The following is a 12,694-nucleotide window of genomic DNA, read 5'->3' as shown; positions in this document are numbered from 1 at the left end:
TACCTTTGTTTCAATAAATAATGTTTTGGAAGAAACCATAAAGGAAATAGAATGTATACAGAGGGGGGTATTTTCTTCTCTGAAAAAATGCATAGGAGGCTTCAATATGTTCTTTCGTTCATTTTTTGATGAAAACCTTGCACACATGTCCTATTTAATCGGGTGCCAAAAAACAGGTGAGGCTTTGGTGGTAGATCCTGCGCGGCACATTGCTCCTTATCTTGAAACGGCAAAGAAAGAGGGGTTTGATATATCGGCAATCACTGAAACTCATATTCATGCGGATTACGTCTCTGGTTCCAGAGAGCTTGCAAAAATGACAAATGCCAAGTTATTTTTATCAGATGAAGGCGATGAAAATTGGAAATATGCGTTTGCAGGTGAGCTCGATCATCAATTAATCAAAGACGGTTCGCACTTCATGATAGGCAAAATCGAGATAAAAGTGATACATACACCAGGCCATACACCGGAGAGTCTATCATTTCTGCTGACAGATAAGGGCGGAGGCTCAGATGTTCCAATGGGGATTTTTACGGGAGATTTCGTTTTTGTCGGCGATGTCGGGAGGCCTGATCTTCTTGAAAAGGCAGCGGGGGTGTCAGGAACTGCTGAATCAGGTGCGGCTTCGATGTTTGATTCTATTCGAAAATTTAAAGAACTGCCTGATTACTTGCAGGTATGGCCTGCCCATGGAGCAGGCAGTTCCTGCGGTAAGTCGCTTGGGGCGGTCCCTGTTACAACAGCCGGATACGAAAAGATGAACAACTGGGCCTTTCAGCTTGAAAATAAGGACGAGTTTGCAGAAGAACTCCTGAAAGGGCAGCCAGAGCCTCCAAAATATTTTGCGTTAATGAAAAAAGTAAACAAAGAAGGTCCGGAGTTTCTGAAAGAAAAAGAACTGATCAAATTAGCTTCCGCAAAAGAGCTTGCAGAACGCCAAGGAACTCAGATTATCGATCTAAGACCTGCTGAATCGTTCAAGAAAAAGCACTATAAAGGCAGTCTCAATATTCCTTTTAATAAAACTTTTGCTAATTGGTCAGGGTGGTTATTAAATTATGATCAGCCCGCCATTTTAATCTGTGAAAGGACCCAGCTGGAACAGGCTGTAAGAATGCTTGAATCAGTGGGGTTGGACGGAACTGAAGCTTATATTGAGCCGGATGCAATTGGTAAGCTTGATGAGTATGAATCCTACAAAGAGATTACTGCAGCAGAAGCTGATGAAAAGCTGAGGAAGAACCCTGATGAGTACGCAGTAATTGACGTCAGAAATGATGCTGAATGGGAAGAGGGTCATATCCTGGAAGCCAAACATATTATGTTAGGCACGATCAGCGATCGAATCGATGAAATTCCTAAAGGTAAACAGCTGCTTGTCCATTGTCAATCTGGTGTTCGATCAGCGATTGCGATGAGTCTTTTGCAGGCGGAAGGGTTTAAAAATGCCATCAATATAAAAGGCGGATACGCATCATGGGAAAACGGAAATCTTCCAACGACAAAAGGTGAGTAATAAATAAAGAAAGGGCAGTGTCTAAAATGATGCTGCCCTTCTTTCCTTAGCAGGTATTCAGTATTTCGTTTCTCCAATGGCTGAGATAATGGATCCAATCGCCTGAATCCAGCTTCCGACGGTGTTGAGGTTTCCAGGATCTTCATTCCGAAGCTGCATGCCGCCTGAAATGGCCTGCATGGAATTTCCGATTGCCTGAAGAAGATTGCCGTATATACTGTACAGCTGTTCGATCGACTTCTCCTGCTCTAATGAATAGGCAATGCTTAAACCCCCTCCTGTCGCCTGAAGGAGATTTCCTTGAACATCAAGAAGTGTCTGAGTGCGTTCGCTGAAATCAATGATAATTCCTGTGACAACTGTTGAGTTCCCGATTGCCTGAATCATATTGCCGATTTTATTTAAGTTAAATGAGTCAATTGTATCTGCAAGGATTGCATTGCCAGTGCCCTGCAGAACATTCCCCCATAAATTTAAGTTTTCAAGCTGCTGCTCTGTGAGGACATTTGAGGGTGTGCTTCCAACAGCTGCAGTAACTGTCCCGATTGCCTGAATCCACGCTCCAAATACCGCTTTCTCTTTATTGCTCATCGTTTACCGCCTACTCTACAGTTCTCCGATTCTATTTTATAAGATATGCAATGTCGAATATGAGTGTAACTTTTCGGTCAATAAATTGGCGCTTGTCTCATTTTTAACAAAAAAGTGTTCCTGACACGCAAAGAAAAGAGTTTTCATTCTCGCAGTCTCTTGTTAAAATTAGGGAGATGCAAAAAAGGAAGGATGAAAAAGCCATGTTTAAAAAACTAGCTTCAGAGGCATTAGGGTTATCCGATATTGGTACGATTATCAGTCCGGCTGATTATGACAAAACGGATGCAGATGATTATGTGATGCATGAGGATAATGAGAAGATCTATTTTTTAATTAAGACAAAGGCAGATGAATATTGCTTTACAAATCTTTCTTTTATTCATGTAGATGGAGCAAATGCCGTTTCTTCTAAAAGAACACTCAAACGCTATCCTTATGCACAGTATAAATTTTCAGATGTAATGCTTGAGACAGCAGGTAAAATTGATATGGATGTAGAAATTAAATTCAGCCTCGGCAGCCAAAGGTTTGATATTGATGTAAGAAAAGATCAAATTGAACAGCTGAAAGACTTATATAAATCTCTTCTTCGAATTGCTGAAATCACTCATGAAAATGCTATATACATAGATATGGCATCAAGCAGTCTTGATAAAGCCGTAAACATCCTTCAAAACTCCAGAACAGACAACAATAAGCTCTCTGATACATACAGAGATCTGACTGATTTTGGCTTTACTTGGATGACTTCTGTCCGCGAGCAGTATCATATTAAAGATTTCGGCGAAGTTTTTGAAAAATATATTAATAACTGATGATAGAAAGTCTGCTCCTATTCGGGCAGACTTTTTTTGTTGTTTAGAGAAATAAGCATTATAAAGATGGTGGATCTCGCAAAAAGGATATATTCGTCAAGCGCCTGCGCTTTTGTTTATTTGTCGAAAGAAAATGATGGATTAAATTGGATTTTGTAAGTATTATGTGACTATGAAAACAAATCAGTCACAGAGATTCAGGAAGGATTGAACCAGATGCCAAGAGCATTTACAGTACATGAAAAACAAAGAATCCAAAAAGTTTTACTTGAGAAAGGCAAAGAAATGCTGGAACTTCACGGAATACGAAAAACAAATGTAGAAGATTTAACAAGAGCAGCCGGGATCTCTAAAGGGGCTTTTTATAAATTTTATCCGTCTAAGGAAGTGCTGTTCTTCGAAATTCTGGAGGAACTTGAAAACGAAATGCGCACGCAATTTTTTAGTGAATTACTCATTCCGGGACTTTCACCGAGGGAAAGCTTTCAATCAAAAATGAAAGGAGCACTTTCATATATTGAAGAAAATCCGTTGATGAACAAGGTTAATTCGGAAGAAATGAATCATCTTATGCGAACTTTGCCCAAGGAACAATTGGACGCTCACTCACAAAATGATGATCTTGAAATCCGTGCATTAGTTCTTTCGTGGAAAGAGGACGGATATTTGAACGATCATCCTCCTGAGACTGTGGCAGCATTGCTGAAAAGCATTTTTCTTTTGGCGCTTCAGCAGGAGGAAATCGGTTCTGAATACGTGCGGATGATGGATATGATGCTTGCGATGATGAGTCAGTTTTTAATTAAGGAATAACAATGGCTTACTGAGCGGAGGAGAAAATCTATGAAAAATCACAGCAAGGCATACCGGATGTGGAAGGTGCTCTCATTTGCGTGTTCGATTTTTATTCAGGTCTATTGGTTCAGGATCAGCAGAAAATCCGAAGAAGAGTGGGAAAGATTCTGGGAAAAGGCAGGATGCCGTTTTCGTGAAATCCTCTTCGAATTAGAAGGGCTGCTGATTAAAGTAGGACAGCTCCTAAGTATTCGTGCAGATCTGCTGCCGAATGGATTTGTACGGCAAATTCAGGATCTTGTTGATCAAGTTCCTCCTTCACAATGGAATGAAGTAAAAGAAGTTCTTGAAAGGGAGTGGGGCTGCCCGATTAAAGCCCATTTGCAATTCATCAATCCTGAAGCGGTCGCTTCCGCTTCAATTGGAGAGGTTTTCAGAGGAAGACTGCTTAATGGATCAGAGGTTGCCATAAAAGTGCAGCGTCCAGCGATCAGATCGATTGTAGACGTGGATTTTCGCTCTCTTGCCATGATAATGTGGTTTGCCCGCCGATTTGCCCCAGTTCCTAAAGGTTTTATTGATTTTAATCTGCTTTATAAAGAGATTAAGCAGGTCATTGAAAGGGAGCTTGATTTTGTAAAAGAAAAGGAGTCTGCCTGTTTCTTCCGGGAACGATTTAAAGACGCGGATAAGCTTGTCATTCCCGCCGTCTATGATGAGCTTTCCACATCAGAAGTTCTTGTTATGGAATGGGTGGAAGGAACACGGATAACGGATACTGAGTTTGTTGAAGCCAATCAAATTAACAGGTTAGACACAGCAGAAAATTTAGCTGGGATCTTTCTTCCGCAGTGGCTTGAGGCGGGCATCTTCCATGCTGATCCTCATTCGGGAAATGTTCTGTTAAAAGAGGATGGAACCATCATCCTGCTTGACTTTGGAATGATTGGAGAAATATCTAAAAGAGATGCAGCTCTTTTTCAGGATCTCCTGGAGGCAATATTGCTGAAGAATTATTCTAAGGCTGCTGACAGTCTATCGCAGCTGGGTTTTTTGCTTCCAGGCGCAAACCATGCGGCAATTGAAAAACTTCTGGAAGAGGCCTTGTCATTTCAATTCAACAAGCTGAAAGAGCTTGATATGATTGCATTAAATAAAGAATTGAATCATATGGTCAAATCACTTCCTGTTCAGGTTCCCACAAGATTTGTATTTTTAGGGCGCTCCATTGCGACTATTGAAGGGATCATTCATACTCTTTTGCCTGAAAAAGAAACTCTGGAAGTCATTAAACCTGTTTTTATAGATTGGATGAAAAAAAATTCGCAAAATCAATGGAAGCTCCTGTTAAAGTGGGTATCCTCTCTCCAGATTTTTCAGTTTGTCCCTTTGCTGGCCGGGCTGTTAGAATCGCCAAAGAGACGACTGGATCTTGAAGAAAGAAAGCAGAAAACGGAATTTGTTTTTAGAATCTATGAAAATCAAAAACGGCAGTATTTCTTTTTAGGTTTGCTTGGAGCTGCTGGTTTCTTTGCTGGATACCATTTGCAGAATCCTGTTATCTTGTATGGATCTTCAGGTATTGCCGGGTTTTCGGCTTTCATGTATTTCTCATGCGGAATCAGGCAGAGAAAGTGGCTGAAAGCTTTGAACTAAGGCTTAACCCCATTGACAGAATATCAAAATTACATTGACAATGAGAATCGTTCTCTATTATAATGACGGAGGACTTATTGAAAATTATTATCAACGACATTACAGGGGGAAAACAACATGTCATTTAAGTGGACGATTCTATCTGCAGCACTTGCATCAGCACTGCTAATCAGCGGTTGCGCAAAGGAAACTGCGTCAAACGATAAAGAGGAAAAAGCGGGTACCGAAGAACAGACTAAATCAACTGCTGAAGAAAAAACTGAAAAAGAAGCATCATCAGAGCCGGAAGCGGTTGTGAAGGCATATACAGATGCTGTTGCTGAGCTTGATAAAGCGAAGGAAGATCAAGAAGTTGATTTTTCTAAAGTAGAAGAATTATATAAAAGCGATCTGCAAACGCTCGTAAAACAGCGTGACGCGGAATTTGGCGAGGATATCGATCAAACGATTACTGCTGCCCTAGAAGCAGGAAAAAATGAAGAAATGAATCCTGTCGTTGTCAGACAGCTTTTTGATAAATTGATGCAAAAAGAATTCTTCCAGACGATGCGCCATGAGTTCACAGAGATTGATGAAAACTGGGGCAATAAAGAAGAAGTCATGGAAGAATACGAAGAAGCAATGAGTTTTTATGGAGCCATTGAAGGAACGGTTGAGAAAAGGGATGCTGCCTATGAATCAAATATGCAGGATGTCATCGCAGGCGGCTTTGATGAAATGAAAAAAGCAATTGAAAGCGAAGATAAGCTTTCGTTCTCACTTGGAAAACAAGTGGTTGATAAAACTTTAATGAAGACATTCTATTATGCGGTAGGCGCTTTGCCGAACGGATATGCAACAAAGGCATCTGAAGCGGCTAAAACAGATGAAACAGAAGCAAAAATCGAACAGGCTGAAGGATGGGCGTTTTATCAATCCGTTTATCCTTACCTGCAAAAGCATGCAGCTGAAGATGCTGATTACATCCTGAAACAGCTTGATTTGCAGACAGACACTAAAACACTTGATGCAGAAATGATCAACAAAGCATTTGTACGTGGCTTTGCAAAGATTGCCCTTCATGAGTATGAAGAAAGCAAAGAAGCCTTCGGTGAGGAAAAAGGTTCGATCACAGCCATTGAAGGTGCATTATTCATTAACATCATTGAAAATGACATCAAAACGATTCTTGGAGAAGAAGAAACGACTAAGCTTACTGAAAATGCTCAAGGCTATTTAGATGCTGCCAAAGCAAATGACAAGGAAGCTGCAGATCAATACATGCCGCTTTTAGAAGAGAGCTTAAATAATCTCATTGAAAAAGCAAAATAATATGTTATAAAAGAAGGAGCCTTGTTTGCGGACAAGGTTTCTTCTTTTTACACAAAACGCAAGGCATAAGGAGAAAATATGAAAACACTTATTACTGGCGGTGCAGGGTTTATCGGCAGCCATCTTGCCATTCGGCTTTTGAAGAGCGGAAACCAGCCTATCCTGCTGGACAATCTGGACCTTGCCGAACGGAATCCAAGAAAGCTTTATCAATTACAGCAAGTAAATAGAGCGGGCAGTGTTCCTTATTATGAATGTGACTTGCTGGATAGAGAAAAGCTTATGAGTATCACTAAGATGGAGAAGCCTGAGGCGATTGTCCATTTAGGAGCGCTTGCCGGAGTAAGCCCCTCCCTGCAGAATCCATCCGCTTATATTGATGTTAATATTCAAGGAACAAATCATATTCTGGCATGTGCAGGTGAACATCAGGTTAAACATGTCATCTTTGCTTCCTCCTCATCTGTCTATGGGGAACAGTTTGATGTGCCGCTGTCGGAAGATATGGTTACAGGAAGAGTTCTATCCCCTTATGCAGCCTCGAAAATGGGGGCAGAATCCCTCTGTCACGCTTATCGCCACATGTATGGTTTTCAACTGAACATTCTTCGTTTTTTTACTGTCTATGGGCCTTGGGGAAGGCCGGATATGGCATTTTCCACATTTATAAGACGAATCATGAACAATCAGAACCTGTCCATTTTTGGACAAGGAACAGGGCGTGACTATACATATATTGATGATATTGTGACGGGAATTATGCTCACGCTTGGGTCTTCTGAAAGTGATGTATATAATCTCGGTTCAGGACGTCCTGTGCTCATGACGGAGGTTATTAATCAGCTGAGATCACACTTTCCAAATGTTGAGCTTCAATACGGAAAAGCGAGAAAAGGCGATGTAACCTCTACTTGGGCAGATATCTCCAAAGCAAGGTTAAAGCTTGGATATAACCCTTCTATATCTTTTAAGGAAGGATTTGAACAAACCGTTGCGTGGGCTAAGGAACATCCCGATATTATTTAAACTGATTGGAATTGCTTTAACCCTGCTGTTTATCTGGTTAAGCATACTGGTTTTTCAGCCGGCTTCTTTATATAAGCAGCTGATGTCGCTTTTGGAAAAGCCTTTTTTATTGCTTGCGCTTGTCATTTTTTATTCAGCAGCTTTTGTCCTTCGTGCTTTTGCCTGGAGACTTTATTTGCAGAATAAAGTCTCTCTGCAAAAATGTCTTGCCGGTCTGCTGTACAGTTTGTTCATTAATCATTTATCACCATTAAAAGTCGGAGATGCTGTCCGGGCAGCCGTATTTAAAAATGATAAAGAAGTGACGCTTTTGCAAGCGGCACATTCGGTGGTTGTCCTAAGGATACTGGATATGCTAATTCTTGTTATTTTCTCAGGGACCGGCCTTTTGTACCTGTATGGAAAATTACAGGTGAATTTACCGGTCCTCGCCGTTTTGGCAATGGGGGCAGCAGCTGTTTTTATAACTGTAAAGATAAAGTTTCCAGGCTTTCTGAAAGAACAGATTAGTCAAGTGAAACAAGGATTCAGAGGTTTGCTTGGTGCAGTCATTATCCTCCTTATTTCCTTAAGCTGGATTTTTGAAGCAGTTGTCATTTTTGGCATCGCCTCACCTGAAAGCCTTTCTTTTATGGAGGCTGTCTGGGTTAATAGTGTAACCATTTCCGGACAGGTATTTCAGGTCACACCTGGAGGCGTCGGCACATACGAAACCGTGATGACATTTGCTCTTAATATAACGGGAGCAAGCATGAAGGAAGCCTATGAATATGCCGTGATCAGTCACGGATTTAAGTTTGTTTTCTCTTATGCAGGAGGAATTGCAGCTTTTCTATTATTGCCGCTCCAGGTAAGAGAGCTGACCTATTTTATGAAGAGAAAGGAGAGGTTGAGGTGGAGAAAGTAAAACAAGCATCCAAGTTTGAAAAAATAGCTGCGTGGTGCTGGAATTTGTTAAATGAGGGCAAACCCTTTACTCCTATTTTTTCTGTGGGAACCTTTTTATTGTTTCACTTCTATCTATTAGGAGAAGGCGCGTTTTGGCCAGCTTTTGCTATATCCCTTATTTTTATCGTCCCATTGCTCGTTATTTATTATCTTTACGATTTTCCATTATTTTTAAGAAATTATTTATGGATTCCTATTATTGCTTATTTAATTGTGTTCGAAGGGGCTAACATCGGACTTCTCCTGTTTGCAGCCGGTTTATATTTCTTTTTCACGGTTTTTTTCTGGGGAACGTTTTATTATCATTTGCGAATCGGAACGTCCTGGATGAATTTCACCCGTTTTTGGAAACTGGTCCTTAAAAACAGTGATTCTACCAGCGGAAATGCTCAGGAGCAGCTTCCAAAATTCATTCTCATTCTGTCTTTATGGGATTATTCCTTCAACATCCTTTCAAATGGAGGTTCCGTTCAGGATTTAAACTGGCAGTCTCTTCTCCTGTTTTATGGATCACTGCTGATTTATACGTTCATTCTTCATAAATACCTGTTTGACTGGAAGCCAAAGCCGGTTTCATCGTACACCCATAATGCGGAAGTGCCTGAAAAAGGAGTCAATGACAAGGTAGTGGTGATTGTCATTGATGGAATGAGAAAGGAACGATTTGAAGAAGCGGATACCCCCTATTTAGATTATCTCCGTAAAAACGGAACAGAATTTGCGAAAATGGAGACGGTCTATCCTGCGAGAACGGTCGTCTGCTTTTCATCAATGTTCACCGGAACCTATCCGTTTGAGCATGGGATCAAATCAAATATGGTCTGGCGCTTCGGAGTCCGTACAGAAAGCATCTTTGATTCGCTCAGACGTGTTAAGAAAAAAGGAAAGATGCTTGCTGTTGCCCATTTAGTCGATGCGTTCGGTGATGATGTGGAGACATTCACGGCTGTGATGAAAAACGATGTTGTGGATTATAAGATTATGGAAAAAGCGAAGCAGATCATGGATGAACAGGATCCTGAGCTCTTTATTGTCCAGCTGATTTCAACCGATCAGACGGGTCACAGCAGAGGTGTATTTTATGATGAATATCTTCAAAAAATAAAAGAGGCCGATCAGCTGGTCAAAAACTTTATAGAGCATTTAAAAGAGACCGGTAAAGCTGAGAATACAACCTGTATCATTTGTGCCGATCATGGACAGGCTGATGGGATTGGCGGTCACGGCCATCTTGATGAAGGCGAGCGGATTGTGCCATTTTTCATGTATGGACCAGCCATTCAAAAGGGCAGGGTGGTAGAGGAGAAGCACAGCCTCGTGTCTGTCGCGCCGACGCTTGCTTATTTACTTGGAGCGCCATATCCCTCGCACAGCAGGGGTCCTGTGCTTACTGAGGCCTTTCAGAAGGAAGGGAACGCTGAATGAAGAAACAGAAAATAGTCGTTTTTTTGCCGGCTTACAATGAGGAAAAATCAATTGGGCCTGTCATCAAGAACGTGCCGCGTCATTTTCATGAAGAAGTCGCCGTGGAAGTGCTCGTCATAGATGATGGTTCAACAGATAATACGGTTAGAACAGCCAGAGCAGCAGGCGCAGACCATATCCTCTCTTTGAAGAAGAATGGGGGTCTGGGTGCTGCTGTCCGAACGGGTCTCAAGCATAGCTATGAGCTTGGGGCGGATATTGCAGTGATGATTGATGCTGATAATGAATATCCGGCGGATGAAATCCCGAGCCTGCTTCAGCCGATTTTTGCAGGCGAAGCGGATTATACGATGGGATCGAGGTTTCTCGGCTCAATTAAAGGGATGAAGCTGCACCGCAGATTGGGAAACTACTGTTTTACCCTGCTGCAGTCACTGCTTCTTAAAAAATGGATTTACGATGGCCAGTCAGGAATGAGAGCTTTTTCCCGCCAGGCAACCATGCATGCTGAGATTATTCATGACTATAATTACGCTCAGGTAGTCACCCTGAACCTTGTCCGCAAAGGGTTTCGTGTTCAGGAAGTGCCGATTACCTATCAAGTCAGAACTGAAGGTCAATCCTTTATTAAATTCAGAAAGTATGTGTCATCTGTCATTCCGGCCATTATAAAAGAAATGCGCCGTCCAGCTAAAAAAGTGTCCATAAATAAAAGTGCACATGTTTTGCATTCATTTAGAGAAAATAAGAAATGCTCCTAGAGTATTTTTTATTTTCTTATTTTTTATTGACAATAAAAATGAGAATCATTATCATTGTTTAGGGAGGGCAGACAATGAAAAAAACTTTTTTATCACTAATTGTACTTATCCTTATCAGTTTACCTATACATAACAGCGCATTTGCTTATTCATACGGAGATCCGAATGAAGAAAAAATTGCGGAAGCCTATAAAAACATGCAGGTTCAGCTGGATGAAAGTCCCCCTGACTTTGCTGAAGCAAAGAAAATCTATCAAACTGTTCAAGAAGAGATTGATATGCACATGGGGCCGGAACCTACAGAGGTCATCATGGACAATATTGAAAATGAGAATAAAGAAGAACTTGTTCAAAACATGGAGAAGCTTCTTGCGATGAATATCAGCCGACGCCTAGAAAATGTCGATGAAAATTTTAAGGACTATGATACAAGCAAACGGCTGCTTGCAAAAGGATTTGCGACTTACGAGGCACTTTCTCCGCGCGTAGCTGAAAGCAGCAAAGAGATGGACAGTCAAATCAGAGACGAATTCAATAAAGCACTGGAAGCTCTAGGCAATCCAGGGTTGTTCGGAGTCGGGAAGTCAGAAGCAAGTCAAGATGCATTTAACGAAAGCAAAGAAATCATTTTAACTGATCTTAAAAAAGAATTTGGCATAAAAGATTTTACATCCGGTCATTTCTCAGCTGATGAAGGGGAATCAACAGCTTCAGAGACGACTGACTGGACAGATTTAGCTAGCTTAAAGAACTGGCTTCCAATTGTCATCATAGTGGCAGTCCTGGCGCTTGTCGCTGTCTACGCAATGAGAAAAAGGAAGCAGTAGCCATATTTGAAGGAGGGGATGAACGTGCAGCTTCAGGCGTTTCTTATTACATTCCGTGAGGTTTTGGAAGCCTTATTAATTGTAGGAATTATTACAACTTACTTAAAGCGTACAGATAATAAAAAATTTGTGAAGTTCGTCTGGCTTGGAGCAGGTCTGGCGGTCTTTGCAAGTTACCTTGTGGCTCTTGTTTTTCAAGTGGTATTCACAGGGTTTGCGGCAATGGGCAGTGAAATGTACCTGAAGATCTCAATTATTTTCATCTCCTCCATTCTATTAACTCAAATGGTCTTTTGGATGGCTGAGCACAGCAAAAATATTAAATCGACCGTTGAAGGAAAGATTAATCATTTTATTACGGCCGGCAGTGTAATCGGAATGGTTATTCATTCATTCTTAGTTGTAGTGCGCGAAGGGGTAGAAACGGTGTTTTTCTTCGCTGCTATTACTGGAGGAAACATTGGAGCGGCTCTGCAGGGATGGGGAGCTATTTCGGGGCTTCTTGCCGCTTCACTCGTCAGCTACCTATTCTTTAAAGGAACAATGAAAATTTCGCTTAAAGCTTTCTTTAGAATAACGGGAGCCTTTATCGTTTTAATTGCAGCCGGTCTTCTCGTTCAGGGAATATCCATGCTGCAGGATTTAAAGATAATCGGCAGTGTGATGCCGCACGTTTATAATATTACCTGGTTTTTGCCTGAGCATCCGATTGACTATGCTCACTACTTGCGAGATCATGGTACAGCACCGCTGCTGTCCGGTGATATCGGCATTTTCTTAAAAGCTTTCTTAGGATATTCATCCATGCCTTCATTAGAAGAAGTCCTCGCGTATCTGGGCTATTTCGCGACAATCTATTTGCTTGTTTTCACAAAGAAGCCTGTAAAAGCTGAGAAAACAGTGCCTAAAGATAAAAAAGTACTGAAGCCTGAGGCTCGTATAGGATAAAAAATACAAGGCGATCCGCCTTGTATTTTTTTTAGAGTTTATATGAAATGCTGCACATCTGAACTGGTT

General features: G+C 41.3%; 12 protein-coding genes. 11 read left to right on the top strand and 1 reads right to left on the bottom strand.

Features of this window, described 5'->3' with window-relative positions:
• Positions 1-106: 106 nt before the first annotated feature.
• Entirely contained in the window at positions 107-1,519 is a 1,413-nt protein-coding gene (locus tag ABEQ24_RS18515; RefSeq protein ID WP_430008183.1) for an MBL fold metallo-hydrolase, read from the top strand.
• Positions 1,520-1,576: 57 nt separating this feature from the next.
• Here the strand turns inward: ABEQ24_RS18515 and ABEQ24_RS18510 are convergent, their stop codons facing one another.
• Positions 1,577-2,110: a DUF6944 family repetitive protein gene (locus ABEQ24_RS18510; protein WP_430008182.1), complete on the bottom strand. Its 534-nt coding sequence runs from the start codon at positions 2,108-2,110 to the stop codon at positions 1,577-1,579.
• 203 nt (positions 2,111-2,313) lie between these two features.
• On the opposite strand from ABEQ24_RS18510, the gene ABEQ24_RS18505 reads away from it, so the two are divergent.
• The 10 genes from ABEQ24_RS18505 (at position 2,314) to ABEQ24_RS18460 (ending at position 12,625) form a co-directional block, all read left to right on the top strand.
• Complete coding sequence (locus ABEQ24_RS18505; RefSeq protein ID WP_070874478.1) at positions 2,314-2,928, top strand: PH domain-containing protein; 615 nt, start codon at positions 2,314-2,316, stop codon at positions 2,926-2,928.
• Positions 2,929-3,144: 216 nt separating this feature from the next.
• Positions 3,145-3,741, top strand: coding sequence for a TetR/AcrR family transcriptional regulator (locus ABEQ24_RS18500; protein WP_430008181.1), 597 nt, complete (start codon positions 3,145-3,147; stop codon positions 3,739-3,741).
• Between the two features lie 30 nt (positions 3,742-3,771).
• Positions 3,772-5,379 (top strand): ABC1 kinase family protein, encoded by a 1,608-nt coding sequence (locus ABEQ24_RS18495; RefSeq protein ID WP_430008180.1) that lies wholly within the window; start codon positions 3,772-3,774, stop codon positions 5,377-5,379.
• Positions 5,380-5,496: 117 nt separating this feature from the next.
• Positions 5,497-6,690, top strand: a complete 1,194-nt coding sequence (locus ABEQ24_RS18490; RefSeq protein WP_430008179.1) for a hypothetical protein — start codon at positions 5,497-5,499, stop codon at positions 6,688-6,690.
• A gap of 78 nt (positions 6,691-6,768) precedes the next feature.
• On the top strand, positions 6,769-7,716 hold the full coding sequence (locus ABEQ24_RS18485; RefSeq protein WP_430008178.1) for a GDP-mannose 4,6-dehydratase: 948 nt from the start codon (positions 6,769-6,771) through the stop codon (positions 7,714-7,716).
• Positions 7,682-8,623 carry a lysylphosphatidylglycerol synthase transmembrane domain-containing protein gene (locus ABEQ24_RS18480; protein WP_430008177.1) on the top strand — a complete coding sequence of 314 codons (942 nt, stop codon included), beginning with the start codon at positions 7,682-7,684 and terminating at the stop codon, positions 8,621-8,623. Before ABEQ24_RS18485 ends, ABEQ24_RS18480 begins: the two co-directional genes overlap by 35 nt.
• A complete protein-coding gene (locus ABEQ24_RS18475; protein WP_430008176.1) occupies positions 8,611-10,089 on the top strand; it encodes an alkaline phosphatase family protein in 1,479 nt (492 codons plus the stop codon). Before ABEQ24_RS18480 ends, ABEQ24_RS18475 begins: the two co-directional genes overlap by 13 nt.
• Complete coding sequence (locus ABEQ24_RS18470; protein ID WP_430008175.1) at positions 10,086-10,850, top strand: glycosyltransferase family 2 protein; 765 nt, start codon at positions 10,086-10,088, stop codon at positions 10,848-10,850. The genes ABEQ24_RS18475 and ABEQ24_RS18470 overlap by 4 nt, the downstream gene beginning before the upstream one ends.
• Before the next feature lie 74 nt (positions 10,851-10,924).
• Positions 10,925-11,677 (top strand): hypothetical protein, encoded by a 753-nt coding sequence (locus ABEQ24_RS18465; protein ID WP_430008174.1) that lies wholly within the window; start codon positions 10,925-10,927, stop codon positions 11,675-11,677.
• A gap of 24 nt (positions 11,678-11,701) precedes the next feature.
• Positions 11,702-12,625: an FTR1 family iron permease gene (locus tag ABEQ24_RS18460; RefSeq protein WP_430008173.1), complete on the top strand. Its 924-nt coding sequence runs from the start codon at positions 11,702-11,704 to the stop codon at positions 12,623-12,625.
• The last annotated feature ends 69 nt before the right edge of the window (positions 12,626-12,694 follow it).

The organism is Metabacillus idriensis (assembly GCF_050483325.1).
In the GTDB taxonomy this organism is placed as follows: Bacteria; Bacillota; Bacilli; order Bacillales; family Bacillaceae; genus Bacillus_P; species Bacillus_P idriensis_A.
This window is presented reverse-complemented; position numbering and strand designations above follow the sequence as displayed.

Bases quoted from the DNA above. Each gene is read 5' to 3' on its own strand.
- ABEQ24_RS18515 (WP_430008183.1), top strand. From the start codon at position 107: ATGTTCTTTCGTTCATTTTTTGATGAAAACCTTGCACACATGTCCTAT.
- ABEQ24_RS18510 (WP_430008182.1), bottom strand. From the start codon at position 2,110: ATGAGCAATAAAGAGAAAGCGGTATTTGGAGCGTGGATTCAGGCAATC.
- ABEQ24_RS18505 (WP_070874478.1), top strand. From the start codon at position 2,314: ATGTTTAAAAAACTAGCTTCAGAGGCATTAGGGTTATCCGATATTGGT.
- ABEQ24_RS18500 (WP_430008181.1), top strand. From the start codon at position 3,145: ATGCCAAGAGCATTTACAGTACATGAAAAACAAAGAATCCAAAAAGTT.
- ABEQ24_RS18495 (WP_430008180.1), top strand. From the start codon at position 3,772: ATGAAAAATCACAGCAAGGCATACCGGATGTGGAAGGTGCTCTCATTT.
- ABEQ24_RS18490 (WP_430008179.1), top strand. From the start codon at position 5,497: ATGTCATTTAAGTGGACGATTCTATCTGCAGCACTTGCATCAGCACTG.
- ABEQ24_RS18485 (WP_430008178.1), top strand. From the start codon at position 6,769: ATGAAAACACTTATTACTGGCGGTGCAGGGTTTATCGGCAGCCATCTT.
- ABEQ24_RS18470 (WP_430008175.1), top strand. From the start codon at position 10,086: ATGAAGAAACAGAAAATAGTCGTTTTTTTGCCGGCTTACAATGAGGAA.
- ABEQ24_RS18465 (WP_430008174.1), top strand. From the start codon at position 10,925: ATGAAAAAAACTTTTTTATCACTAATTGTACTTATCCTTATCAGTTTA.